This window comes from Halomonas salipaludis (genome assembly GCF_002286975.1).
Lineage (GTDB): Bacteria > Pseudomonadota > Gammaproteobacteria > Pseudomonadales > Halomonadaceae > Franzmannia > Franzmannia salipaludis.
The window spans coordinates 565,032-589,828 of record NZ_NSKB01000001.1 but is presented as its reverse complement, the minus strand read 5'-3'; the positions used below and the strand labels follow the sequence as shown (position 1 = coordinate 589,828).

Below are 24,797 nucleotides of genomic sequence, written 5' to 3'. Positions count from 1 at the left end.
ACGACGTGACGGACGTGCCGCCGGGGGATGCATATCCCCCGGCGGCACGTCGCGACGGGAGATACTCAGATGCTTACCTTAAGCGCGGTGACTAAGCGCTATGCCACCGGCGATCTGGCCTTGAACGACATCCATCTGTCGCTGCCACGCGGCCAGGTGATGGCGTTGATCGGCCCCTCGGGGGCCGGCAAGAGCACCCTGATTCGCTGCGTCAATCGTCTGGTCGAGCCCAGCGGTGGCAGCATTCACCTCGAGGATACCGAGCTCACCGGGCTCTCGAGCGGACGCCTGCGTCAGGCGCGTCGGGCCATGGCGATGATCTTCCAGGAGTATGCGCTGGTGGATCGCCTCACGGTGATGGAGAACGTGCTTTCCGGGCGGCTCGGCTACGTCGGTTTCTGGCGCAGCTTTCTGCGCCGCTACCCGAAGACCGATGTGATCGAGGCGTTTCGGCTGCTCGAGCGGGTCGGCCTGGGGCATGCGCTGGACAAGCGCGCCGATGCGCTCTCCGGCGGCCAGCGCCAGCGGGTGGGTATCGCCCGTGCACTGCTGCAGGACCCGCGCCTGCTGCTGGTCGATGAACCCACCGCAAGCCTCGATCCCAAGACCTCGCGCCAGATCATGCGCTTGATCCGCGAGCTGTGTGCCGAGCGCGACCTGGCGGCGATCATCAATATCCACGATGTCAGCCTGGCGCGGCAGTTTGCCGATCGCATCGTCGGGCTGCGTGGCGGCGAGATCGTCTTCGATGGCAAGCCCGGCGAACTCAACGCCGAGATCCTTACCACCATCTACGGTGAAGAGGACTGGAGCAACGAAGAGGGCGAAGAAGACGCTGACGATGCCATGCAGGTAACGCCGGCACCGGCGCTGGCCATGGGGGGCGGGCGATGAGTGCTGCACGTGAACGCCTGGCCGAGCAGGGCGAGTGGCGTCGGCTGGCGCTGATCGGCGATGCGCGGCTGCGCTGGCTGCTGGTGATTGGCGTGGTGCTGTACCTGGTGCTGGCGCTGAGCACGATCAGCGTCAACTGGGAACGGGTCGCCGAGGGCATGAGCCGCGGGCTCAATTTCCTGTCCGCCTTCGCTCAGCCGGACTTCGTCAGCCGACGCGGCGATATCGTCAACGGCCTGCTGGAAAGCCTGACCATGACCCTGACCTCGACGGTGATCGGCGTCGTGCTGGCGATCCCGGTAGGGCTCGGCGCGGCACGCAATATCTCGCCGCTGCCGGTGTATCTGCTGTGTCGCGGCATCATCACCGTATCGCGCACCTTCCAGGAGGTCATCATCGCCATCCTGTTCGTGGTGATGTTCGGCTTCGGCCCGCTGGCGGGGATGATCACCCTGGCATTTGCCACCATCGGCTTCATGGCCAAGCTGCTCGCCGAGGACATCGAAGACCTCGACTGGCGCCAGGTCGAGGCGGTGCGAGCGACTGGCGCCAGTTGGTTGCAGACCATGAACCACGCGGTGCAGCCGCAGGTGATGCCGCGCCTGATCGGTCTCTCCATGTACCGGCTGGACATCAACTTCCGCGAGTCGGCGGTGATCGGCATCGTCGGTGCCGGTGGCATCGGCGCGACCCTCAATACGTCGATCAGCCGCTACGAGTACGATACCTCGGCGGCGATCCTGCTGATCATCATCGGCATCGTGCTGCTGAGCGAGTACAGCTCCAGCCACGTGCGCCGCTGGACCCAGTGATGCAATGGCTGCGCGCATTGCATCGTCTTATAGAGGAGTAAATAAATGCCGGTTTCGACCAATGAGCAGGGTGAACCGATCTGGCGCCTGCGCACCACCCGCGCCCAGTGGTTGGGCTATCTCGCCTGGCTGGCAGGGATCTCGCTGTTCCTGCTGTGCTGGAAGCTGATTTCCGACAACACCATGTGGGTGTTCGTCGAAGACGCCGGCCGCCAGGGCAGCGACCTGATCAGCCGCATGCTGCCGCCGCAGTGGAGCTATGCCCAGCGGCTGTGGCAGCCGATGTGGGATACCCTCAACATCGCCACCCTGGGTACGCTGCTGGGCATCGCCATGGCCTTTCCGGTGGCCTTTCTGGCGGCGCGCAATACCAGCCCGCATCCGCTGGTGCGTAGCGCCGCACTGGTCGTCATCGTCTCCTCGCGTTCGATCAACTCACTGATCTGGGCGATGCTGCTGGTGACCATCCTCGGGCCAGGCGTGCTCGCCGGGATCATCGCCATCGCGCTACGCTCCATCGGCTTCGTCGGCAAGCTGCTCTATGAAGCCATCGAGGAGATCCACCCGACCCCGGTGGAGGCGATCAACGCCACCGGTGCCAGTCGCATGCAGGTGATGAGCTATGCCGTGCTGCCCCAGGTAATGCCCGCCTTTGCCGGGATCAGCGTCTACCGCTGGGACATCAATATCCGCGAGTCGACGGTGCTGGGGCTGGTCGGCGCCGGCGGCATTGGCCTGCAGCTCAACTCGGCGATCAACAGTCTGGCGTGGAACCAGGTCAGCGTGATCTTCCTGATGATATTCGTCACGGTACTGGCCTCGGAGTGGGTGTCGGCACGGGTGCGTCGCGCCATCATCTAGGCCATGCACGAGAGCTGGTGTGCTGCCCTGCGGCAACGCGACACACCGTTAGCGAAGAAACCTTCTTTAGTCGTACGCCTCCTATACGTAACATGACCAAGCCGGCGCAATAGGGCGCCGGTAACGGGTATTAACGCTGCCAAGCGTCTAGGCTTAGGCTGCAACGCCCCGTCAGTCGCACAGAAATGCGCAACGGCCTGCCAGGCCCGAGTGACAAGACGTGGTGGCGAGCCGCCATCCCTTCGCATCGATCGCGGCGATCACGAGTCAGTGTCTTCGTAGGGAGTATCATGATGGAGCTTGATCCGCTCGTCCTGTCACGCATGCAGTTCGCCTTCGTCGTCTCGTTTCACGCCATCTTTCCGGTCTTCACCATCGGCCTGGCATCCTATATCGCCTTGCTGCACGGCCTGTTCTACAAGACCGAAAACCCCGCCTGGGAGCGCCTGGCGGTGTTCTGGACCAAGGTCTTCGCCGTGGTCTTTGGCATGGGGGTGGTGTCGGGCATCGTGATGTCCTTCCAGTTCGGCACCAACTGGAGCAACTTCTCCCAGGCCGCCGCCAACTTCCTCGGGCCGGTGCTCAGCTACGAGGTGGTGACCGCCTTCTTCCTCGAGGCCGGGTTCCTCGGCGTGCTGCTGTTCGGGCGCGGCAAGGTGCCCCAGGGCGTACACCTATTCGCCGCGATCATGGTGGCGTTGGGCACCTTCATCTCGACGTTCTGGATTCTCTCGGCGAATAGCTGGATGCACACCCCGGCGGGGGTCGAGTTCAGTGACAACTCCTTCTACGTGGTGTCGTGGATGGAGGCGATCTTCAATCCGTCGTTCCCGTATCGCTTCGGACACATGGCGCTGGCGTCGTTCATCACCGGCGGCTTCGTGGTCGCCGGGGTAAGCGCCTGGTACCTGCTCCAGGGGCGCGACGTGGACGCCAACAAGCGTGCGCTGTCGATGTGCCTGTGGCTGCTGTTGTTCCTGACCCCGGCCCAGGCGCTGATGGGCGATTTCCACGGGCTCAATACCCTGGAGCATCAGCCGACCAAGGTGGCGGCGATGGAGGGCAACTGGGAGACCGCCCAAGGCGTCCCGCTGCTGTTGTTCGCGCTGCCTGATCAGGCGGCCCAGGAGAACCGCCTGGAGATCGGCATTCCGCGCCTGGCCAGCTTGATCCTGACCCACGATCTGGACGGCGAGGTGCCGGGGCTCAACGAGGTCAGCGTTGAGCAGCAACCGCCGGTGGCGTTGGTGTTCTGGGCCTTCCGGGTCATGGTCGGCCTGGGCTTTGTGATGATTGCGGTAGCGCTGGCGGGGCTGGTGCTGCGTCGCGGTGGCCGGGTCTATGAGCATCGCGGCTACCTGCAGCTGCTGCGGCTAATGAGCGTCACACCCTTCATTGCAGTACTGGCTGGCTGGATCGTCACCGAGTCGGGGCGCGCGCCGTGGCTGGTCTACGGCATGATGAGCCACGCCGAGGGCTTGACGCCGTCGCTGACCGGCGGCATGGCGCTGTTTACCCTGATTGGCTATGCAGCGGTCTATGCGGTGGTGTTCTATGCCGGGGTCTACTACCTGACCCGGGTGGTGCGTAACGGCATGTTGCCCAAGGACGAGGAGCGCTTGATCGATGAGGTCGAGCGGCCCAAGCGGCCGTGGTCGGCGACGCATATTCCCTTCGACGACGATCCCGCACCGGCACAGAGGAGCTGAGCCATGGAAATGTTCGACCTGTCATTGATCTGGGCGGTGATCATCGGCTTCGGCATCATGATGTACGTGCTCATGGATGGTTTCGATCTGGGCCTGGGGATCCTGTTCCCCTTCGCCCCCGACGAGGACGCCCGCGACGTGATGATGAACTCGGTGGCGCCGGTGTGGGACGGCAACGAGACCTGGCTGGTGCTGGGCGGTGCCGGATTGCTGGGAGCCTTCCCGCTGGTCTATTCGGTGTTCCTGCCGGCGCTCTATATCGGCGTGTTCCTGATGCTGGCCGGGCTGGTGTTCCGCGGCGTGGCCTTCGAGCTACGCTTCAAGTCGCGCAAGAATCGCCACTGGTGGAACCGCGCCTTCTGTTGGGGGTCGTCGGTGGCGGCGTTCGCCCAGGGCGCGGTGGTCGGCACCTATATCCAGGGCTTCGAGACCGAGAACTTCGCCTACGTGGGCGGGGCCTTCGACTGGCTGACGCCGTTCACCGTACTCACCGGCATCGGCATGATGATCGGCTATGCGCTACTGGGTACCACCTGGCTGATCCTCAAGTCGGAGGGTTACATTCAGGAGTGGGCTTACCGACTGACGCCCAAGCTGCTGGTAGGTGTGGTGGTGATCTTCCTTGCCATCAGCCTGTGGACGCCGTTCGTCAATCCCGTCGTCTGGCAGCGCTGGTTCGGCAATATCCAGATCATCTGGGTGCTGCCGGGACTGGCCGCAGCGTGCATGGCGCTGCTGGTGATGTCGATCAGGCAGCGCCGCGAGCTGCTGCCGTTCATGTCGACACTGGGGATCTTCCTGTTCACCTACCTGGGCCTGGTGGTCAGCAAGTGGCCGGTGATCGTGCCGCCGGACTACACCATCTGGGATGCCGCCTCGGCGCCCGAGTCGCAGCTGTTCCTGCTGATCGGGGTGCTGTTCGTGATTCCCATCATCCTGACCTATACCGCCTGGACCTACTGGGTGTTCCGCGGCAAGGTCAAGGTGGGTGAGGGCTATCACTGAGGTCGCCAGCGTGGGGCCGCAAGACGCAGCGTTGACGCCGCGCCGCTGGCTGGGCCGCCTGGCCGCCCGCCAGCGGCGTCTGATCGGCCTGTCGATGGGCGCGGGGCTGTGCGTCGGACTGGCCACCATCGTGCAGATGGCACTGATTGCCGGCTGGCTCAGCGCACTGCTGGTGGATGATGCCGAACCGGCGGCGCTTGCCGGCCTGGGGGTGGCGCTGATCGTCGTACTGGCGCTGCGCGCGGCGGCCCAGTGGGCACAGGAGGTGGCCGGCCAGGAAGCCAGCCTGCGCATTCGCCAGGCGGCGCGCTCCGAGCTGCTGGCGCATATCGAGGCGCTGGGGCCGGTGCGGCTGGGTGGGCGCCACAGCGCCGCCCTGGGTGGCCAGCTGGTGGAACAGGTCGAGGCGCTGGATGGCTACTTCGCGCGTTTCTTGCCGCAGCTGCGCCTGGCCGTGGCGATCCCCGCGGTCATCGCCGTGCTGGTGCTGTGGCTCGACTGGCTGGCGGCGATCTTCCTGCTGCTGGCGGCGCCGATGATCCCGCTGTTCATGGCGCTGGTGGGGATCGGCGCCGAGCGCCTCAACCGGCAGCAGTTCGCCGCCGTCAGCCGGTTGGCGGGGCATTTTCTCGACCGCGTGCGCGGCATCACCACCCTGCAGCTGTTCAATCGCGCCGAGCAGGCCAGCGCCGAGGTGCACGCCGCCGCCGACGACTATCGGCGCCTGAGCATGCGCACCCTGCGGCTGGCGTTCCTCTCCTCGGCGGTACTCGAGTTCTTTGCCGCGGTGGCCATCGCGGTCCTGGCGATCTATATCGGCTTCGGCCTGCTTGGCTATATCGACTACGGCCCCTCGCCGCAACTGACGCTGTTCAGCGGCCTATTGATCCTGCTGCTGGCGCCGGAATTCTTCCAGCCGTTGCGCACCCTGTCGCAGCACTATCATGACCGTGCCGCGGCGCTGGGCGCCGCCGATGCGCTGGTGGCGCTGCTCAATGTGCCGCTGGCGAAAGGCACCGCCCGGCGCCAGCCAAGCGACGGCCAGTCGGGGGTGTCGCTGGATGGGGTGAGTGTCACCTTTGCCGGTCGCGGGCGAGTGCTGGGGCCGCTGGATCTCACCATCGCACCCGGCGAGTGCGTCGCCCTGGTAGGCCCCTCCGGGGCCGGCAAGTCGACGCTGCTGCAGCTGATTGCCGGCTTCGTCGACAGCGACACGGGACGCGTGACGGTGCCGGCCGGCGAGGTCGCCTGGATGGATCAGCGGCCGCTGCTGATCCACGGCAGCCTGGCCGATAACCTGCGTCTGGCGGCCCCGGAGGCAAGCGACGCGGATATCGAGAGGGCGCTCGAGCAGGCGGGGCTCGGCGAGCTGCTCACCGAGCTGCCGGCGGGGATCGACACCGCGCTGGGTGAGCGCGGCGCCGGGCTCTCCGGCGGCCAGGCCCAGCGCCTGGCGCTGGCACGGGTGTTCTTGTCGGGCGCATCGCTGGTGCTGCTCGACGAGCCTACCGCGAGTGTCGACGACGACACCCAGATGGCGCTCATCGAGGCGCTCAAGGCGCTGACGGCGGCGGGGCGGACCCTGGTCATCGCCACCCACCATCCGGCATTGATGGGAATGGCCGGCCGCGTGGTACGCCTCGAGAACGGCAGGCGCATCGATGAGGTGATGCCATGAGCCGGCTGGCGAGCATCTACCGCGAGCTACGCCCCTGGCTCAAGCTGCTCGGCCGACGCCGTGGGCGGCTGGCGCTGGGCGCGTTGCTGATGGCGATCACTGCCTTCGCCGGTATCGGCCTGCTGGCGCTGTCGGGCTGGTTCATTACCGCCACCGCGCTGACCGGCATGCTGCTGGCAGCCGGGGTGGCGGCGAGTCTCGACGTCTATGTGCCCGGCGGTGGGATTCGCTTCTTCGCGCTGACCCGCACCGTGGCCCGCTATCTCGAGCGAGTCTACAACCACGACAGCGTGCTGCGCCTGCTGGCCGACCTGCGTGGCGGCATGTTCCGGGTGCTGGTGCGCCTCGACGGCCAGGCGCTGTCGAAGCGGCGCGCCAGCGAGTGGCTGAACCGCCTGACCGCCGATATCGACACCCTCGACAGCCTCTACCTGCGCCTGCTCGCGCCGCCGCTGGTGGCACTGCTGGCGATTGCCGGCCTGACGCTGCTGATTGGCGTGTTCCTGCCTTGGGCGGGGGCGCTGGCGGGCGGCTTGCTGCTGGGGCTGTGGATGTTGCTTACCCTGGGGCAGGCGCGCCTGGGCATGGCGGCGAGCCAGCGTCGGGTGGCCAGCCTGGACCGCTTGCGCAGCCGCGCCATCGAGCATGTCCAGGGGCTCGCCGAGCTCAGCGCCTATACCAGCCTGGCGGCCCATCGTCGGCGCCTGGACGAGCACCAGCAGGCGCTGTATGCCGATCAGCGTCTGCTCGGTCGGCGTGCGGCACTCGGCAATGCCCTGGTGGGGCTGGGGGTTGGCGTGACGCTGCTGGCGGTGCTGTGGCTGGCCAGCCTGGCCTATGCTGGCGGCGTCTTGAGCGGGCCGCTGGTGGTGATGATGCCGCTGGCGGTGCTGGCGCTGGCCGAGACGCTGGGGCTGCTGCCCAGCGCCTTCACCCAGCTGGGGGCGACCCGTGCCGCGGCCCGGCGCCTCAACGCCCTGGGCGCCGCCCAGGGGGCGATAGACGACCCCAAGCAGCCGGCGGCGCTAGACTCGGCCACGCCTCGCCTCGCGTTCGAGGCAGTGTCGCTGCGCTATCCGGGGGCGCTGCAGCCGGCGCTGGAGCAAGTCTCGCTGTGCCTGGAGGCCGGACAGCGGCTGGCGCTGCTGGGTGCCTCGGGGGCCGGCAAGTCGAGCCTGGCCCAGCTGGCCACTCGGCTGATCGACCCCCAGGTGGGCCGGGTGACCCTCGACGACCAGCCGCTGGCGGAGCTGGCACTGCACGAGGTGCGCGGCTGCGTCGGGCTGCTGACCCAGCAGGGCGAGCTGTTCGACGACAGCCTGGCCGCCAATCTGCGCTTGGGCGCTCCCCAGGCCAGCGACTCCCAGCTGTGGCAGGCGCTGGCGACGGTCGAGCTGGAGGTCTGGGCGCAGCAGGCTCAGGGCCTGGCAACGCGGGTCGGCGAGGGCGGCCAACAGCTTTCGGGTGGCCAGGCCCGGCGCCTGTGCCTGGCGCGGCTGCTGCTGGCCGAGCCGCGCATCGTGATTCTCGACGAGCCCTTCGCCGGCCTCGATGCGGCGCTCGCCGAGCGCATCGCCGCGCGCCTCGACCACTGGCTTGCTGGACGCAGCCTGCTGCTGCTCTGCCATCAGCGGCAGGGGCAGCCGCTGGCGACGCTAGGGGTGAGCGACTGGACGCAATTAGCGGCGGGGCGGGTGGTGGCCTCGAAGCACACTTAGCCTCGGATAACGCCTTGTGAGGCCTGGCGACGGCATAGTCCCGAACGATGCTGCGTGCGGCAATGTTGGGTATCCAACGTTGGCACGCGTCGCTCTGGGTGGTTTTGCGCAAACGGTCAAAGTGTCGCAGGATGGAGTAAATCCGTGCCGCTGCCTGATCAGGAACTCATCATGCAAGACTTCATCACCCGCCTGCCCAAGGCCGAACTGCACCTGCATATCGAGGGCTCATTGGAGCCCGAACTGATGTTCGCCCTCGCCGAACGCAACGCTGTGGCGCTGCCCTATGCAAGCGTCGAGGAGGTGCGTGCGGCCTACCAGTTCGATGACCTGCAGTCGTTCCTGGATCTCTACTACCAGGGCATGAGCGTGCTGCGCACGGCCGAGGATTTCTTCGACCTGGCCATGGACTACTTCCGCCGCGCCAGCGCCGAAGGCGTGGTCCACGTCGAGCTGCACTTCGACCCCCAGGCGCATCTGGCGCGGGGCATCGAACTCGGCGCGGTGATCGAAGGGCTGGCCCGTGCCTGCCGGCTGGCCCGGCGCGAGCTCGACCTGAGCAGCGCCCTGATCATGGCGTTTCTGCGCGACCGCCCGGCGGACGAGGCGATGCAGGTGCTCGAGCGCGCCGCGCCCTATTGGGAAATGCTCGACGCCATCGGGCTGGACAGCGCCGAGCACGGTCATCCACCGGAGAAGTTCGTCGAGGTGTTCGAGCGCGCCCGGGCGCTGGGGATCGCACGGGTCGCCCACGCCGGCGAGGAGGGGCCGCCGGCCTATATCACCCAGGCACTGGATCTGCTCGACGTGTGCCGCATCGATCACGGCGTGCGCTGCCTCGAGGATCCTGCTCTGGTCGAGCGGCTGCGCGCACTGCGGATGCCGCTGACGGTCTGCCCGCTCTCCAACGTCAAGCTCAAGGTCGTCGAGCGCATCGACGACCATCCGCTGCCGCAGCTGCTGGAGGCTGGGCTGCTGTTGACCATCAACTCCGATGATCCGGCCTATTTCGGCGGTGGTATGTGCGACAACTTCCTGGCTTGCCAGCGCGCCTTCGGCTGGACGGAGGCCACCCTGCTGGGACTGGCACGCAATGCCATCGAGGTGGCCTTCATGGACGACGCGCGGCGCAGTGAGCTGCTGGCGCGTCTGGATTCAATGGCCTAAAGCAAGCCGAGCTTATTACTCCAGATTGCGCATCCACTGTTTGACCAGGCGCCGGTCGCGGCGACTCGCCAGACGTTGGGTATCGATCTGGGCCGGGGTGATCGAGCAGGCGTCGCCGTCATCGTCCAGTAGAAAGCGACGTCGCGCGCCCACTGGCCGATCCTCTGAGCCGTAGATGGCGATCACCCGCAGCTCGATGGCCTTGAAGGTCAGCTCAGCGGTGGGGCGGTGGCCGTCAAGCTGGATATCGTAGGCCTCGGCAACCCGTTCTATCAGCGCCTGGAAAGTGCCGATATGCAGGTAACCGCCGGAGGAGAGCGGCCCCTGATGGCTGCGATACTCGGTTTGCCCGTCGTCGTTGGACTGCTGGTAGTCGCTGACATCGAGCAGCAGCGGCTCTTGCGAGGTCTCGATGCGTACCACGATGTGCTGGATGAAGATCGCCTCGGCGCTCATGTTGCTGATCAGGCAGAGTGAGTCGATGTCCTTGCCCTGGCCGCGGTTGATGATCAACCGCGCACGACGCTGGCGGATATAGCCGTTGTAGAGCAGCTGGGCGTAGAACAGCCAGACGAAGAGGGTGAGGACACCGGCGATCGCATTGATCGCCGGGGCGTGATCGCTGATCCATTGCATAGGGTGAACGTCCTGTTCGCGTCGCTTGTTTACTGGATGTCGAGCTGATAGGTCTGCCAATCGCTATGCGTGGCGTGGCGGTCATAGACGGCGCGGCCGCGATAGTTCTGCTCGCGGGTGATCCAGCGCACGAACGGCCAGCCGTGGCCGCGCGCTTCTTCACGCAGCGCGTCGAGCATCGTGTCGACTGCACCGCCGCCGCGGTGGGCCGGGTCGACATAGAGGTCATCGAGAAAGCCGATGTACGTGCCGCGCAGCGGCGACGGCATGGCGCGGTAGTGCATCAGGCCAATGGCCTGGCCGTCCTCGTTCTTCGCCAGCCGACAGTAGAAAGCCATGTCCTCCAGATGTATCCACCCCCATACGGTGTCCAGCGTCTGCTCGGTCATCGCCACGCCGTAGTAGTCGGCGTAGCCGCGATAGAGGCGAATCCACTCGGGCTGATCGACGGCTTGGGGGGAGGCCAGGGTGACGGTCATGGGCGATTCTCCGCTGGATAAAGGCATTGGCGCTATGTCCAGACTACCATCGAGGGCCGAGATCGCCACCTGGTGCTGCTTGGGTATTCAGACAACGACACCGGCCTGAGCCGGTATCGTCATGCTGGCCGTCCTGACGATACGGTGCTACGGCAGTGCCGGCACTTCGAACTCCGGCATCTCACCGGTGAGAGTGTGCAGGAAGGCGGTGATATCGTCGATCTTGTCCTCCTCGAACTCGCGGCCGAGCATTTCGCTGCCCATGATGGCGACAGCTTCCTCGAGGGTCGCGGTGGCGCCGTTGTTCATGTAGGGGTAGGTCACGCCGACGTTGCGCAGCGTTGGGGTGCGGAAGCGGTACATGTCGCGCTCCTCACCGGTAACCTCGTAGCGACCCACGTCGCTGGAACCCGGCACCTGGATGCGGTGGAAGTTGCTGTCGGTGAAGGCGGGGCCACTGTGACAAGCGGCGCAGCCGTTATCGACGAAGGCCGCCATGCCGCGCTTTTCCTGCTCGTTGAGCGCGTCGAGATCGCCGCGTAGGTAGCGGTCGAAGGGCGAGTTCGGCGTATTCAAGGTACGCTGGAAACTGGCCAGCGCCTTGGCCAGGTTGTCGGTGCTGATGGGGTCGTCGTCATCAGGATAGGCGGCAGCGAACTTCTCCTGATACAGCGAGAATTCGGTCAGCCGTTCGATGGCGTGCTCGAGCTGCATGGCCATCTCGATATCGGCCTCAATGGGCCCCAGCGCCTGGCCTTCGAGATCCGGTTCGCGACCGTCCCAGAACTGCGATTCGAGGAATCCCGCGTTGAGTACGGTGGGGGTGTTGCGCTCGCCGATCTGGCCGTCGTGGCCGGTGGCGCGTGGGATACGGTCGCTCCAACCCAGCGCCGGGTTATGGCAGGTGGCGCAGCTGATCACGCCACTGGCGGAAATGCGCGGCTCGAAGAACAGCATGTTGCCGAGGTCGACCTTCTCCTCGGTCAGCGAGTTATCGGCAGGAATCGGCGGAAAATGTGGCAGTGGTTCGAAGCGCTCACGATAGTCGGCAAAGCCGTCATCGCCGCTGGCGCTGAGCGATATTCCCAGCAGCGCGCTTGCGCCAATTGCACCGATCCAGGATGTCTTGTGTTGCATGTTTGGTTTCCCCTCTTCTTATCCCTATATCCGTTTTTCACACCACATCAGAGACGAGAAAGCGGTGCCATATCAGGCTAAGGGGCAGCAGGGAAACGTGCCTTGAGCTGGGTCAAGCAAGCATATGACGCAGGCATAAAAAGGGGCGACCATTGTGGATGGCCGCCCAATCAGCGCAACGCTCATGTACCTGCTACACGGAGTCCCGTGGATGGCTATCAGGGCGTAGAGGCGACGTCGCGCTGGTGCACACATTCACCGCCTGCCCAGGTGGCATAGACGCTGCGGTCGTCGCCGAGCATCATCAGCGCGAACAGCTGCTCGGCGAGGTTGCGGGTCCTGGCGCTGCGGCGGGCCAGCAGCGGGGTGGCGGCGGGGTCGAGGACCACGATGTCGGCTTCCTTGCCCTGGCGCAGGCTGCCGATATGGGTATCGAGGTGCAGCGCCCGGGCATTGCCCAGGGTCAGGCGGTAGAAGCCCTGCCAGGCGGTCAGCGGCTGGCCGAGCAGCTGGCCGACCTGGTAGGCCGCCTTGAGGGTGGCCAGTCCCGACAGATCGGTGCCGCCGCCGACGTCGCTGGCCAAGGTGGTGTTGAGGCCCGCCTCGCGGCATGCCAGGCGGTCGAACAGCCCGCTGCCGAGGAACAGGTTGGAGGTCGGGCAGAAGGCGATATTGGCACCGGCGGCGGCCAGTCGGTTGCGCATCGGCTGGTCGAGGTGGATGCCGTGGGCGAAGGTGCTGCGCGGCCCCACCAGGCCATAGCGCTCGTAAACGCCGAGATAGTCGCGACAGTCCGGGAACAGCTCGGCGACCCAGTCGATTTCGCCCTTGTTCTCTGACAGATGCGTCTGCAGGTGCAGGTCCGGGGCGGTGCGCAGGATGCCGCCCACGGTATCCAGCTGGGCCGGGCTGGAGGTCGGCGCGAAACGCGGCGTCAGGGTATAGCCGAGGCGGTCCTTGCCGTGCCAGTCGCCGATCAGCCGCTCGCTGTCGCGTACGCCACTGTCGACGCTGTCGGTCAGCGCCTCGGGAGCGTGGCGATCCATCAGCACCTTGCCGGCCAGCATGCGCAGGCCGCGGCGCTGGGCGGCGGCGAAGAAGGTGTCCACCGACACCGGGTGCGAGGTGCAGAACACCTGGGCGGTGGTGGTGCCGACCCGCAGCTGCTCATCGAGGAATGCCTCGGCGACGTTCTCGGCGTGGGCGCGCTCGGCGAAGCGGCACTCCTCGGGGAAGGTGTACTCGTTGAGCCAGTCGAGCAGCTGGCGGCCGTAGGAGGCCATGATATCGAGCTGCACATAGTGCACGTGGCTGTCGATGAAGCCGGGCATCATCAGCTTGCCGGCATAGTCGACCCGCTCGATGCCGGCGGGCAGCTGCGGGGCCAGCTCGGCATAGTCGCCGATCGCCTGAATGCGGCCATTGACCAGCCAGATGGCGCCGTCTTCGAGGTGCAGCAGGCTTCCCGGCTCCGGCGTGTCGCCTTCACCGGGGTCGTTGAGAAAGCTCACCACGGGGCCGCGCAGCAGGCGTCCCGCTGAAGGGGCAGCGTTGGTCATGTCGTTCTCCGTCTGGGCGGGGGCTTGGCCCCGGCCGTCATTCGTTCGTCGGGGGCGCAAACGCCTCGCGCAGGGTGTCCGGGGCCACGCCGCGGCGATCGTCGTGCGCTACGGCAGGCTTGAGCGTCAACAGCTCGGTTACTACCGATAGCGCGATCTCGTAGGGCAGCTTGCCCTTGGCGCCGGCCACCCCGATCGGGCAGCGCACCTCGCGTTCCAGGCGCGCCTGTGGGTGCCCGGCATCGCGCAGACGGCGCTGGAAGCTGGCCCATTTGCTATGCGAGCCGATCAGGCCGATGGAGGCGCAGTCGCCGCGGGCCAGCAGCGCATCGACCAGCGCGCAGTCCTCGCCGTGGTCGTGGGTCATCACCAGCGCATGGCAACCGCGGGGCAGCTTGGCCACCGCCACGGCCGGGTCCGGCGCGTGGTGCTTTACCAGGCGTGGCTGCTGCGTTGCCGGAAAGACGTCGTCACGGCTGTCGAACCAGTGCACGCGCCAGGCCAGCGGGGCGATCAAGCCCACCAGGGCCTGGCCAACGTGGCCGGCGCCGAACACCGCAACCTGCATCTCGGCACCGGCGAACAGCTCGATCAGTACATGCACATAGCCGCCGCAGCACTGGCCGCTGCGCCCGCCCAGGGGAAAGGCCTCGAGGCGGGTGCCGGACTCACCCTGGGCCAGCGCCTCGCGGGCGCAGGCGATGACCTGGAACTCGAAGCTGCCGCCACCCAGGGTGTCGTGTACGGCGTCCTCGGTGATCACCATCTTGGCGCCGGGCTCGCGGGGCGTGGAGCCTGCCGCGCCGACCACGCTGGCCAGGGCATGCGGCTGCGCCTCGCGCTGCAGCGAATGCAGTGCGGCGTGCCAGGGCAGGGCAGTGCCTTGCTGCTGCAGGGATGCCTCAGGCCGGTGCATGCTGCGTCTCTCGAGTATCAGCACCTTGGCGCAGCGCCTCGGCGGCCATCAGCACCCGCTCCGGCGTCGCTGGCGTATCCAGCCGTGGGCAGAGGCGATAGTCGACGAGGCTCGATAGCGCGTCGCGCAGCGCCGACCACACGCTCATGCCGAGCATAAACGGCGGCTCGCCCACCGCCTTGGAGCGGTAGATGCTGGCCTGGGAGTTGGGGTGGCCCTGCATCAGTGCGACGTTGAACAGCGGCGACAGATCGCCGAAGGCGGGGATCTTGTAGGTGGCGGGGCCGTCGCTGATCAGGCGGCCGGCGTCGTTCCATTTCAGCTCCTCGCTGGTCAGCCAGCCCATGCCCTGGATGAAGCCGCCCTCGACCTGACCGATATCGATAGCCGGGTTCAGCGAGTCGCCGACGTCGTGGAGGATATCGACGCGATCCACCTGGTACTCGCCGCTCAGGGTATCGACGCTGACCTCGGCCACCGCGGCGCCGAAGGCGTAGTAGTAGAACGGCCGGCCCTTGGCGGTCTCGCGGTCGTAGTGGATCAGCGGCGTGGAGTAGAAACCCTTCTCCGACAACGAGATGCGCGACAGGTAGGCGGCCTGCACCAGTTCGCCCCAGGCGATGCGGCGCTCCGCTTCGCCGCTGCCGGCGATCAGCTCGCCGCCCTCGAGGCGCATGCCCTCGCGGTCGAGGCCGCCACGGTCGGCACCGAAGTGCTCGGCGGCGAAGTCGAACAGCCGCTCCTTGAGCTTGAGGCTGGCATCGCGGGCGGCCTGGCCATTGAGATCGGCGCCGCTGGAGGCCGCGGTGGGCGAGGTGTTGGGCACCTTGTCTGTACGCGTGGCGGTAATGCGTACCTGCTCCAGGTCGAGGCCCAGCTCGCGGGCCACCACCTGGCACACCTTGGTGTGCAGGCCCTGGCCCATCTCGGTGCCGCCGTGATTGATCATCACGCTGCCGTCGGTATAGACGTGGAGCAGGGCGCCGGCCTGGTTGAGATGCTTGGCGGTGAACGAGATGCCGAACTTCACCGGCGTCAGCGCCAGGCCCTTCTTGATGATCGGGTTGCGCGCATTGTGGGCGGCCACGGCCTCACGGCGCGCCCAGTAGTCGCTGCTCTGCTCGAGCTGGGCGATCAGGTCGTGAAGCAGGCCGAGCTGCTCCACCGGCTGGCCGTAGTGGGTGACGTCGCGCTTGATGCCGTGCTCCTCGGCGGCGCGATAGAGATTGCGCTTGCGGATGGTCAGCGGGTCCTCGCCGAGGCGCCGGGCGATATCGTCCAGCGCTGCCTCGATGATCATCATGCCCTGGGGGCCGCCGAACCCGCGGAAGGCGGTGTTGGACGCGGTATGGGTGCGGGCACGGTGGCCGGTGACCCGCGCGCGGCCCAATGAGTAGGCGTTGTCGGCGTGGAACATGGCGCGGTCGACGATCGCCTCGGAGAGGTCCGGCGAGTAGCCGCAGTCGCCGATCACGGTGATGTCGCCGCCCTGCAGCACGCCCTGGGCATCGAAGCCGAGCGTATAGCGGTTGTGGAAGGGGTGGCGCTTGCCGGTGGCGCGCATGTCTTCGGCGCGCGGCAGGCGCACGCGCGTGGTGCGCCCGGTACGCCGCGCGATGATCGCGGCGATGCAGGCCCACGGCGAGGCCTGGGTCTCCTTGCCGCCGAAGCCGCCGCCCATGCGGCGCATCTCCACGGTGACTGCGTGGAAGGGAATGTCGAGCACCTCGGCGACCAGCTTCTGGGTCTCGCTGGGGTGCTGGTTGGAGGTGTGCACGATCACCCCTTCGTCCTCAGTGGGCTGTACCAGGCAGGCCTGGCCCTCGAGGTAGAAGTGCTCCTGGCCGCCGACGAACTGCTCGCTCTCGATCACGTGGGCGGCACCGCTCAGCGCTGCCTGCCAGTCGCCGCTGTGCTGCACGTGGGTGGGGCGCACGAACTCCTCGCGCTCGGCGGCGGCCACCGGGTCGAGGCTGGCCGGCTGCTCGTCGATCTCGATCTCGGCCAGGGACACGGCGCGGCGCGCCGCCTGGTGGCTATCCGCGGCCACCGCGAACAGGCACTGCCCGACGTAGCTGATCTCGTCGTCGGCGAAGATCGGGTCGCCGGGAAACACCGGGCCGATATCGGTATGGCCGGGCACGTCGACGATGGTGATCACATCGACCACACCGGGAGCGGCCTTGACCTTCTCCAGGTCGAGGCGGGTCAGGCGGCCGTGGGCCACCGGCGACAGCCCCAGCGCCACGTGCAGGGTATCCGCCGGTGCCTGGAGGTCGTCGATATAGGCGGCGCGGCCGGTGACGTGTTTGATGGCGCTTTCGTGGGCGCGGCTGGCACCTGCCGCCCCCTGGCGGGTGACGTCGCTGACCTCGCGGGCCAGCGGGCCATCGCCCTTGTTGCGGCCCTGCTGGTCGGCGCGCGCCTTGACGGAAGCGGGCGAAATATCAGTGAGCGTACGCATGCAGGGTCACCTCCGCGTCGATAGTGTCGATCATCAGCCGCAGGCGCTCGAGCAGGTTGCCCGCCGCCACCTGTCGATACTCGGCGCTGCCGCGCACGTCGCTCATCGGCTGGAAGTCACCGGCGAGCGCTGCCCGCGCCGCAGCGAAGGCATCGGCGCTTGGCGCTTGGCCCTCGAGGGCAGCCTCGGCGGCGGTGGCGCGTTTGGGAATCGCCGCCATGCCACCGAAGGCCAGGCGTACGTCGCGTATCACGCCGCCCTCGAGGCGCCAGGCGAAGGCGCCCAGCACTGCCGAGATATCGTCCTCACGGCGTTTGGACAGCTTCCAGACCTTGAGATTCTGCGTCTCGCTGGGCCGCGGCAGGAAAATGGCGCGGATGAATTCGTTGGCAGCAAGCGCGGTCTGCTTGTAGTCGAGGAAGAAGTCGCCAAGCGGCAGCTCGCGCTCGCCGTTGGGGCCGTCGAGGCTGACGCGGGCGTCGAGGGCCAGTAGCACCGGCGGCGAGTCGCCGATCGGCGAGGCGTTGGCGACGTTGCCCCCCAAGGTGCCGCGATTGCGGATCTGCTTGGAGGCGAAGCGATGTAGCAGGTGCGCGAAGGCGGGGTAGTGCTGTCCGAACAGCGGCTCGAGGCGCGAGTAGGTGACCGCGGCGCCGACCCACCAGCCTTGCGGCGTCTCCTCGATGGCGTTGAGCTCGGCCACCTGGCGCACATCGATCAGATCGTCCAGTGCCTTGAGCTGCTGGGTGGTCTCCAGCCACAGGTCGGTGGCGCCGGCCACCAGCCGCGCCTCGGGGCGCTCGGCCTTGAGCTTGCGCAGGGCGGCGAGGTCGCGCGGCGCCACATAGTGGCCGCCGTTGTTAGAGGCGGCCTTGGCTGCACGCAGCCGCGCGACGTTGCTGGCCAGGTCGGGGTCATCGGCCCATAGCGGGTGGGTGTCGGGATAGTCGCTCATGCTCAGGGCGGCATCGCGGATCGGCCGGTAGCCGGTGCAGCGGCACAGGTTACCGCCCAGCACCTCCTCGAGGCGCTGCTGGCTCAACGGCGCCGGCGCGCGGCGCTGCTCCTCGTGCAGGGTGAACAGCGACATCACGATGCCCGGCGTGCAGAAGCCGCACTGGCTGCCGTGACACTCGACCATGGCGGCCTGGGCCGGGTGCAGTGCATCGCCGCGGGCCAGCCCTTCGACGGTCACCAGGTGGCAGCCGTCGAGCTGGTGGGCGGGGGTGATGCAGCCGTTGGCGGCCTGATAGCGTAGCGCGCCATCGTCGCCGGGTTCGCCGATGGCCACGGTGCAGGCACCGCAATCGCCGGAGGCGCAGCCTTCCTTGGTGCCGGTCTGGCCCAGGCGGGTGCGCAGCAGTTCGAGAATGCTGGTGTCGGCGGGCACGTCGTCGCACCGCTGACGCTTGCCGTTGAGGTAGAAGTCGATCATCGCAGGATCCGCTCGTTGTTGTGCTCGCCAGGCCGTGCCGGCCTGACAAGGTAACGCTAGGGTGATATTGTCGGGTTCTGACCAAATGGTCAACTATGGATAAGCGTGGCCCATCCTCGGTGAGAGCGCAAGGTTCTGGCGCAGAAAATTCTCGAGAGGGTTAGGCCTAGAGGGACTAGTGCCAGGGACAGGCCAAGCGGGGGGTATTGCCGACGGGGCAGCTACCAGGACGCAGCGAGGGACGCCGGGGGCAAGCCGAAGAGGAGGTTCGATGCCATGGGTGAGGAGCATGTCTCCGAACGGGCTGGCCATGGATGGCCAGCACCGGTCCTGCAAGCGGAGCAGGATGCGAGAGCGCAGCAGGGCATCGGTAGCGCTCAGGGACGATTTACAGCGCCTCCTCGTAGGCTTGCCCCCGGATCAGTCTCGAGCGGTGATGCTACAGAGGAGGGTGATGCTATCGTAGAGCTTATCGTTATCGGGGCCAGCCGTTGCAGGGCGCAGGCGCCTGCGGCAAGCTTGTGGGCTCCATTCGCAAGAGCTTGAGCCATGACCGCGACCCCAGTGGCCGAATCCACCGTCACCCGCCTGCGCAACGAGAAGGCCATCCTCGAGGCGGCCGAGCAGGTGTTCGCCCAGCACGGCTACCGCGGCGCCAGCGTCCAGGCCATCGCCGAGGCCGCCGGGCTGCCCAAGTCCAACGTGCTCTACTACGTCGGCAGCAAGCAGAAGCTCTACGTGACCCTGCTCGAACGCATGATGGCGCGCTGGAACGCCATGCTCGACGATATCAGCGTCGACGACGACCCCGCCGAGGTGCTCGAAGCCTTCATTCGCAGCAAGATGCAGCTGACCCGCGACCATCCCCGCGGCTCGCGGCTATTCGCCGCCGAGATCCTCGGCGGGGCGCCGTTCCTGCAGGAGTACCTGCGCGGCGAACTGCGCGACTGGGTCGAGGCGCGGGCGCGGGTCTTTGAGCAGTGGGCCGAACGCGGCTTGATGGATCGCATCGACCCGGTGTGGCTGATCTTCCTGATCTGGTCGTCGACCCAGCACTACGCCGATTTCGAGGCCCAGGTGCTGGGCATCACCGACCGCAACGAGTTGAGCGACGAGGACTACCAGCGCATCACCGAGTTCCTGTGCACGGTGATACTCAAGGGGTGCGGCGTCACCGGGCGTCGGCAAGGCTGACTTTGTATACAAATAGATGATGTAATGGTCAGCAGTCGTATTGCATCATGTCTGGATGACACTTCCCAAGAGCGTAGCGCGTGGACACGCGTCGAGGACAGCACACCATGAGTAGCCGCTGGCAGGACGAGGTACTCGCCGACGTCGCTTCGGGCGTCCGCATCAACGACCAGCATATCGTCGAGCGTATCCGCCAGGCGGTGCTGATGCAGCGCCTGCCGCCCAATACCCGGTTGCCGGAAGTGGCACTGGGCGACATCTTCGGCGTCAGCCGCTCGGTGGTGCGCAAAGCGCTGACGCGCCTGGCCGCGGACCACGTGATCACCCAGCAGCCTAACCAGGTGGCGCGGGTCAGTGCGCCCAGCGTCGACGAGACCCGCGAGATATTCGCCGCGCGGCGCCTGGTGGAGGGCGAAGTAGTGGCCCTGCTGGCGCTCGAGCCGGCCCCCTCCTGGCACGCGCGCCTGAGCGAGCTATGCGAGGCCGAGGCGGACGCCCATGCCCGCGGTGACGAGCCGCAGCGGATCGAGCACTCGCTGGCGCTGCACCACACCCTGGCCAAGCATTCGCCCAACCGCATCCTCGGCGCCATGCTCAGCGACCTGATCCTGCGCACCTCGATCGTGATCGCCCTCTACAAGCACTCAGGGCTTGCCTCCTGCTACCTGGAAGGCGACCACCCACGGCTGCGCGACGCGCTGGCCGCAGGCGACAGCGGCGCGGCACGGGCTGCGCTGCACGCTCATCTCGACAGTCTCGAAGCGCTGCTCGACCTGCGTCCGCAGACGGCGGAGATCGATCTTGCCGCCATTTTCGCTCAGCCCGCCTAGTTCCGTGTCCGTATTGCCGATCGAGGCGCGGCTGCCGGCCATCGTCGGCGCCCTGGAGGCGTCGAACACGGCGCTGCTGGTCGCCGAGCCCGGGGCCGGCAAGACCACCCGCGTGCCCCTGGCACTGCTCGACGCTGACTGGTGCCGTCGCGGCAAGCTGCTGCTGCTCGAACCGCGGCGGGTGGCTGCCAGGCTGGCGGCGCGCTATATGGCCGAGCAGCTCGGCGAAACAGTAGGGGAGACGGTGGGCTATCGCATGCGCGGCGAGAGCCGGGTCGGGCCGCATACGCGCATCGAGGTGGTCACCCAGGGGGTACTGACCCGCCTGCTGCAGGACGATCCGCTGCTCGAGGGCGTGAACGGCATCCTGTTCGACGAATTCCATGAACGCAGCCTCGAGGCTGATCTCGGACTGGCACTGACCCTCGACGTACAGCGGGGCCTGCGTGATGACCTGCGCCTGCTGGTGATGTCGGCGACCCTTGACGTGGCGGCGCTTCAGGCGCTGCTGGGCGCAGAGACCCCGCTGATCGAATGCCCGGGCCGCAGTCATCCGGTCATTACCCACTATCGCCCACTGCGTGCTGCACACCACCCCCACGACACGGCCCGCCAGCAGGCCGATGTGGTGGCGGAGGCGCTCGCCGAGGCGGCGGGCGACGTGCTGGTGATCCTGCCCGGGGTGGCCGAGATCCGTCGCCTGGCCGGGGTGCTCGCTGAGCGCTCGGCAGCACCTGCGGTGGTCGAGCTTCACGGCCGGCTGCCGCTGGAGGCGCAGAGCCGCGCGCTGCGTCCAGACCCCGACGGGCGCCAGCGGGTGGTGCTGGCCACGGCGATTGCCGAGTCGAGCGTCACCGTGGACGGCGTGCGGGTGGTGATCGATGCCGGACGCGAGCGTGTGCCGCTGTTTCAGCCCCGCACCGGCCTGACGCGCCTGACCACCCGTCACGTCAACCTCGCCAGCGCCGACCAGCGACGCGGGCGCGCCGGGCGTCAGGCCCCCGGCGTCTGCTATCGGCTGTGGGCCGAGGAGCTGCCGCTGGTGGCCCATGCCGAGCCGGAAATACGCCAGGCCGATCTGGCGCCGCTGGCCTTCGAGCTGGCGCGTTGGGGGATCAGCGACGCCGCTGCGCTGAGCTGGGTCACCCCGCCGCCGGCCGCCGCGCTGGCTGCAGGCCGCGATCTTTTGCAGCGCCTGGGGGGGCTCGATGCGCAGTATCATCTGACCGAGCGCGGCCGGCGCTGTGCGCGCTGGCCGACGCATCCGCGCCTGGCGGTGATGCTCGAGCACGCCGCCGAGCGCGGCTGCGTTGCGTTGGCCTGTGCCCTGGTGGCGCTGTTGGAAGGGCGCGACGCCGAGCGTGAGGTGGACCTGACCCGCGCCCTCGAGCAGCGTCTCGCGCATCCCGAGGAGCACCGCCAGTGGCAGCGCGATGCCAAGCGGCTATGCCGCAGCGCAGGGGTGTCGCTGTCGGTCGAACATCTGGATGCACTAGGCGAACTGCTGGCGCTGGCCTTTCCCGAGCGGATTGCCCAGCAACTGGCTGTGGGGCGCTTTCGTCTGGCCGGCGGCGGTCAGGCGACGCTGCCTGAGCGCCATCCGCTGGCCCACGCCGAGCTGCTGGTGGCCGCCGAACTCGACGGCGACGCTACGGCGGCGAGTATCTACCGGGCGGCGCCGGTCAGTTTGGCGTGTCTCGAGGCGTGCTTTCCGTCGCTTGCCGAGTGGCAGGACAGGGTCGAGTGGTCGCAGCAGGAGGGGCGGCTGCTTGGCGAGCAGGTGCGTGCGCTGGATGCGCTGGTGGTGGCCAGACGGCCAATGACCTCGCTGCCACCCGAGGCGGTTCGCGGCGCGCTCCTCGCGGCGCTGATGCGCAACGCAACGCTGCCCTTCGATGACGTGGCTGACCAGCTGCGTGGGCGGGTGGCGCTGTTGCGGCGTGAATTCGGCGAGCCCTGGCCCGACTGGTCCCAGGCGGCACTGCTGGACGCCCTTGATGAGTGGTTGGGCCCTTATCTGGATGGCATCACGCGGCTCGAGGCAATCCCTCGACTGCCGCTGGGGCGCTACCTGCTGGACGCTCTAGACAGGCTCGACTGGACGCTGCGCCAACGCCTGGCGGTGCTGGCCCCGGAGCGCATGACGTTGCCCAGCGGTAATGCCGTGCGCCTCGACTACCGGCCCTGCCTCGCTGGGGACGATCCACTGCTGGCCGCCAAGCTGCAGGAGCTGTTCGGTTGGCAGTCAACGCCGCGCCTGGCTGACGGCCGGGTGACGCCGCTGGTGCACCTGCTGTCACCGGCCCGCCGCCCGCTGCAGGTGACGCGGGATCTCGCCAGTTTCTGGGCCAACGGCTATCCGCAGGTGCGCAAGGACATGCGCGGGCGCTACCCCAAGCACCCCTGGCCGGAGGATCCTCTCAGCGCCGAGGCCACGGCGCGCACCAAGCGTCGCGTTCAGTAACGGTGGAACTCGGCTTAGACATTGTTGTTCAAAGCGTTAACCGAAAGTCTTGCACCGACACCCGCGAGACGGCATCCTTGGTTCACGCAAGATCTACAATTTCAGGGAGCATTGATCGATGGCTTACCAAGAGTCCCATGTGACACAGCGCCAGGCGAGCGCTGTCAGTACCAACAAGGTGCTGCGCAATACCTACGCCCTGCTGGCCATGACCCTGCTGTTCTCTGCGGTGACCGCTGGGGCCGCCATGGCCATGGGTATCGAGCGGATGAATATCTTCGTGTTCTTCATTGGCGCCTATGGCCTGATGTTCCTGGTCCACAAGACCGCCAACTCCGCCGCCGGCCTGCTGGCAACCTTCGCCTTCACCGGCTTCATGGGCTTTACGCTGGGGCCGATCCTCAGCGCCTATCTGGCCATGCCCAATGGCGCGGCGTTGATCATGAACGCCCTGGCCATGACCGGCGCGACCTTCATCGGCCTGTCGGCGGTGGCGCTGATCACCAAGAAGGACTTCAGCTTCCTCGGTAACTTCCTGCTGGCCGGCGCCATCGTGCTGATCCTGGCCATGGTCGCGGCGCTGATCTTCAACATTCCGACCCTGTCGCTGGCGGTATCTGCCGGGTTCGTGCTGTTCGCTTCTGCAGCGATCCTGTTCCAGACCAGCGAGATCGTGCACCGTGCCGGCGAGACCAACTACATCCTCGCCACGATTACCCTGTACGTGTCGATCTACAATCTGTTCGTCAGCCTGCTGTCGATCCTGGGGATCATGAGCAGCGACTGAGCCTAGGGCTCGCGGTTGTGCAGCAGGGTGGTCGCAGTTGCCGCTAAGCGAAGGACGCCGGGGACAGGACGAAGAGGAGGTTTGCGCCATGGATGGCGCAAGATAGCGCCCAGGGATGGGTTTACAGCGCCTCCTCGCAGGCCTGTCGACGGATCAGTTCTGAGCGGTGCTATCTATCTGCGATAGCCCTGGGTCAAGCAGGCCCCGCCTAGATGGTGGGGCCTGTTTGTTTGGGTAGGCTGTCAAGCAAGAAGGAGGTTGGTCCTATGCGATACGCCTTGCTGGTGCAGGGTGGGCCCTACAGCCGTCAGGCGGCGCACTCGGCGCTGCGCTTCGGCGAGGCCGCGATTGCCCGTGGACATCGTCTTGAGACGGTATTCTTCTACCATGACGGGGTCTATAATGCCGCCCGGCTGGCTGCACCGCCCCAGGATGAACCGCATCTGGTCGATCGCTTCCGTGCCCTGCATGACAACCACGGCACCCAGCTCAAGGTGTGTATCGCCGCCGGGCTGCGTCGCGGCCTGCTCGATGAGCGCGAGGCGGCCCGCCACGGCAAGCAGGGCCATAGCCTCGAGGCGCCGTTCGAGCTCACTGGCCTCGGCCAGCTGATCGATGCCGGGCTCAGCCACGACCGCCTGATCACCTTCTCCCCGTGAGGTTGCCATGCACGATGACAGCATGAAGGGCGAGGTGCTGGTGATACTGCGCCATGCCCCCCACGGCAGCAGCTGGCTGCGCGAAGGCCTGGATGCTGCCCTGGTGGCCGCCGCCTTCGGCCGCCGGGTGACGCTGCTGTTCGTTGGTGAGGGCGTCACCGCGCTGGTTGCCGGCCAGGCAGCCGGAGCGCTGGGACAGAAGGGCACCCAACCGACGCTGGAGATGCTGGCGATGTATGATATCGACACGCTGCTGGTCGATTGCCAGGCCCTCGACGAGCGCGGGCTTGGCACGGCCGATCTGCTGCTGCCGGTAACGACGCTGGCACCGCCCGAGTTGGCGGCGACGCTGGCGGCCCATCCGCTGGTCCTGAATTTCTGAGGCGGGGAGAC

21 protein-coding genes are annotated in these 24,797 nt (G+C 67.1%); 14 read left to right on the top strand and 7 right to left on the bottom strand.

Annotated features, from left to right (window positions below; all coding sequences use genetic code 11):
• Window positions 1-69: 69 nt before the first annotated feature.
• The 8 genes from phnC (at window position 70) to CK498_RS02980 (ending at window position 9,844) form a co-directional block, all read left to right on the top strand.
• Entirely contained in the window at window positions 70-894 is an 825-nt protein-coding gene (gene phnC / locus CK498_RS03015; RefSeq protein ID WP_095619368.1) for a phosphonate ABC transporter ATP-binding protein, read from the top strand.
• Window positions 891-1,706: a phosphonate ABC transporter, permease protein PhnE gene (gene phnE / locus CK498_RS03010; protein ID WP_095619367.1), complete on the top strand. Its 816-nt coding sequence runs from the start codon at window positions 891-893 to the stop codon at window positions 1,704-1,706. The genes phnC and phnE (CK498_RS03010) overlap by 4 nt, the downstream gene beginning before the upstream one ends.
• A gap of 45 nt (window positions 1,707-1,751) precedes the next feature.
• Complete coding sequence (gene phnE, locus CK498_RS03005; protein WP_095619366.1) at window positions 1,752-2,567, top strand: phosphonate ABC transporter, permease protein PhnE; 816 nt, start codon at window positions 1,752-1,754, stop codon at window positions 2,565-2,567.
• Window positions 2,568-2,860: 293 nt separating this feature from the next.
• Window positions 2,861-4,276 (top strand): cytochrome ubiquinol oxidase subunit I, encoded by a 1,416-nt coding sequence (locus CK498_RS03000; protein ID WP_095619365.1) that lies wholly within the window; start codon window positions 2,861-2,863, stop codon window positions 4,274-4,276.
• A gap of 3 nt (window positions 4,277-4,279) precedes the next feature.
• Entirely contained in the window at window positions 4,280-5,281 is a 1,002-nt protein-coding gene (cydB, locus tag CK498_RS02995) for a cytochrome d ubiquinol oxidase subunit II (protein ID WP_095619364.1), read from the top strand.
• Window positions 5,265-6,959, top strand: a complete 1,695-nt coding sequence (gene cydD / locus CK498_RS02990; protein WP_229358929.1) for a thiol reductant ABC exporter subunit CydD — start codon at window positions 5,265-5,267, stop codon at window positions 6,957-6,959. The genes cydB and cydD overlap by 17 nt, the downstream gene beginning before the upstream one ends.
• Window positions 6,956-8,677, top strand: a complete 1,722-nt coding sequence (cydC, locus tag CK498_RS02985) for a thiol reductant ABC exporter subunit CydC (protein ID WP_095619363.1) — start codon at window positions 6,956-6,958, stop codon at window positions 8,675-8,677. The genes cydD and cydC overlap by 4 nt, the downstream gene beginning before the upstream one ends.
• Before the next feature lie 171 nt (window positions 8,678-8,848).
• Window positions 8,849-9,844 (top strand): adenosine deaminase, encoded by a 996-nt coding sequence (locus tag CK498_RS02980; RefSeq protein ID WP_095619570.1) that lies wholly within the window; start codon window positions 8,849-8,851, stop codon window positions 9,842-9,844.
• Between the two features lie 15 nt (window positions 9,845-9,859).
• Here the strand turns inward: CK498_RS02980 and CK498_RS02975 are convergent, their stop codons facing one another.
• The 7 genes from CK498_RS02975 to xdhA form a co-directional block, all read right to left on the bottom strand.
• Window positions 9,860-10,480 carry a hypothetical protein gene (locus CK498_RS02975; protein WP_095619362.1) on the bottom strand — a complete coding sequence of 207 codons (621 nt, stop codon included), beginning with the start codon at window positions 10,478-10,480 and terminating at the stop codon, window positions 9,860-9,862.
• A 29-nt stretch (window positions 10,481-10,509) separates the two neighbouring features.
• A complete protein-coding gene (locus CK498_RS02970) occupies window positions 10,510-10,959 on the bottom strand; it encodes a GNAT family N-acetyltransferase (RefSeq protein WP_095619361.1) in 450 nt (149 codons plus the stop codon).
• A gap of 147 nt (window positions 10,960-11,106) precedes the next feature.
• A complete protein-coding gene (locus CK498_RS02965; RefSeq protein ID WP_095619360.1) occupies window positions 11,107-12,096 on the bottom strand; it encodes a cytochrome-c peroxidase in 990 nt (329 codons plus the stop codon).
• Window positions 12,097-12,314: 218 nt separating this feature from the next.
• Window positions 12,315-13,655, bottom strand: a complete 1,341-nt coding sequence (gene guaD, locus CK498_RS02960; RefSeq protein ID WP_095619359.1) for a guanine deaminase — start codon at window positions 13,653-13,655, stop codon at window positions 12,315-12,317.
• A gap of 37 nt (window positions 13,656-13,692) precedes the next feature.
• A complete protein-coding gene (xdhC, locus tag CK498_RS02955) occupies window positions 13,693-14,571 on the bottom strand; it encodes a xanthine dehydrogenase accessory protein XdhC (RefSeq protein WP_095619358.1) in 879 nt (292 codons plus the stop codon).
• Window positions 14,558-17,035, bottom strand: coding sequence for a xanthine dehydrogenase molybdopterin binding subunit (gene xdhB, locus CK498_RS02950; RefSeq protein ID WP_095619357.1), 2,478 nt, complete (start codon window positions 17,033-17,035; stop codon window positions 14,558-14,560). The genes xdhC and xdhB overlap by 14 nt, the downstream gene beginning before the upstream one ends.
• A complete protein-coding gene (xdhA, locus tag CK498_RS02945; protein ID WP_095619356.1) occupies window positions 17,019-18,470 on the bottom strand; it encodes a xanthine dehydrogenase small subunit in 1,452 nt (483 codons plus the stop codon). The genes xdhB and xdhA overlap by 17 nt, the downstream gene beginning before the upstream one ends.
• Before the next feature lie 549 nt (window positions 18,471-19,019).
• Here xdhA and CK498_RS02935 point away from each other — a divergent pair.
• The 6 genes from CK498_RS02935 to tusC all read left to right on the top strand — a co-directional run bounded on the left by CK498_RS02935 (window position 19,020) and on the right by tusC (window position 24,786).
• Window positions 19,020-19,664: a TetR/AcrR family transcriptional regulator gene (locus CK498_RS02935; protein ID WP_095619354.1), complete on the top strand. Its 645-nt coding sequence runs from the start codon at window positions 19,020-19,022 to the stop codon at window positions 19,662-19,664.
• 107 nt (window positions 19,665-19,771) lie between these two features.
• Window positions 19,772-20,494, top strand: coding sequence for a GntR family transcriptional regulator (locus CK498_RS02930; protein ID WP_095619353.1), 723 nt, complete (start codon window positions 19,772-19,774; stop codon window positions 20,492-20,494).
• A gap of 4 nt (window positions 20,495-20,498) precedes the next feature.
• Window positions 20,499-22,958: an ATP-dependent helicase HrpB gene (gene hrpB / locus CK498_RS02925; RefSeq protein ID WP_095619352.1), complete on the top strand. Its 2,460-nt coding sequence runs from the start codon at window positions 20,499-20,501 to the stop codon at window positions 22,956-22,958.
• A 118-nt stretch (window positions 22,959-23,076) separates the two neighbouring features.
• Complete coding sequence (locus CK498_RS02920) at window positions 23,077-23,745, top strand: Bax inhibitor-1/YccA family protein (protein WP_095619351.1); 669 nt, start codon at window positions 23,077-23,079, stop codon at window positions 23,743-23,745.
• Window positions 23,746-24,011: 266 nt separating this feature from the next.
• Entirely contained in the window at window positions 24,012-24,404 is a 393-nt protein-coding gene (gene tusD, locus CK498_RS02915; RefSeq protein ID WP_095619350.1) for a sulfurtransferase complex subunit TusD, read from the top strand.
• A gap of 7 nt (window positions 24,405-24,411) precedes the next feature.
• Window positions 24,412-24,786, top strand: coding sequence for a sulfurtransferase complex subunit TusC (tusC, locus tag CK498_RS02910; protein ID WP_095619349.1), 375 nt, complete (start codon window positions 24,412-24,414; stop codon window positions 24,784-24,786).
• Window positions 24,787-24,797: the final 11 nt, after the last annotated feature.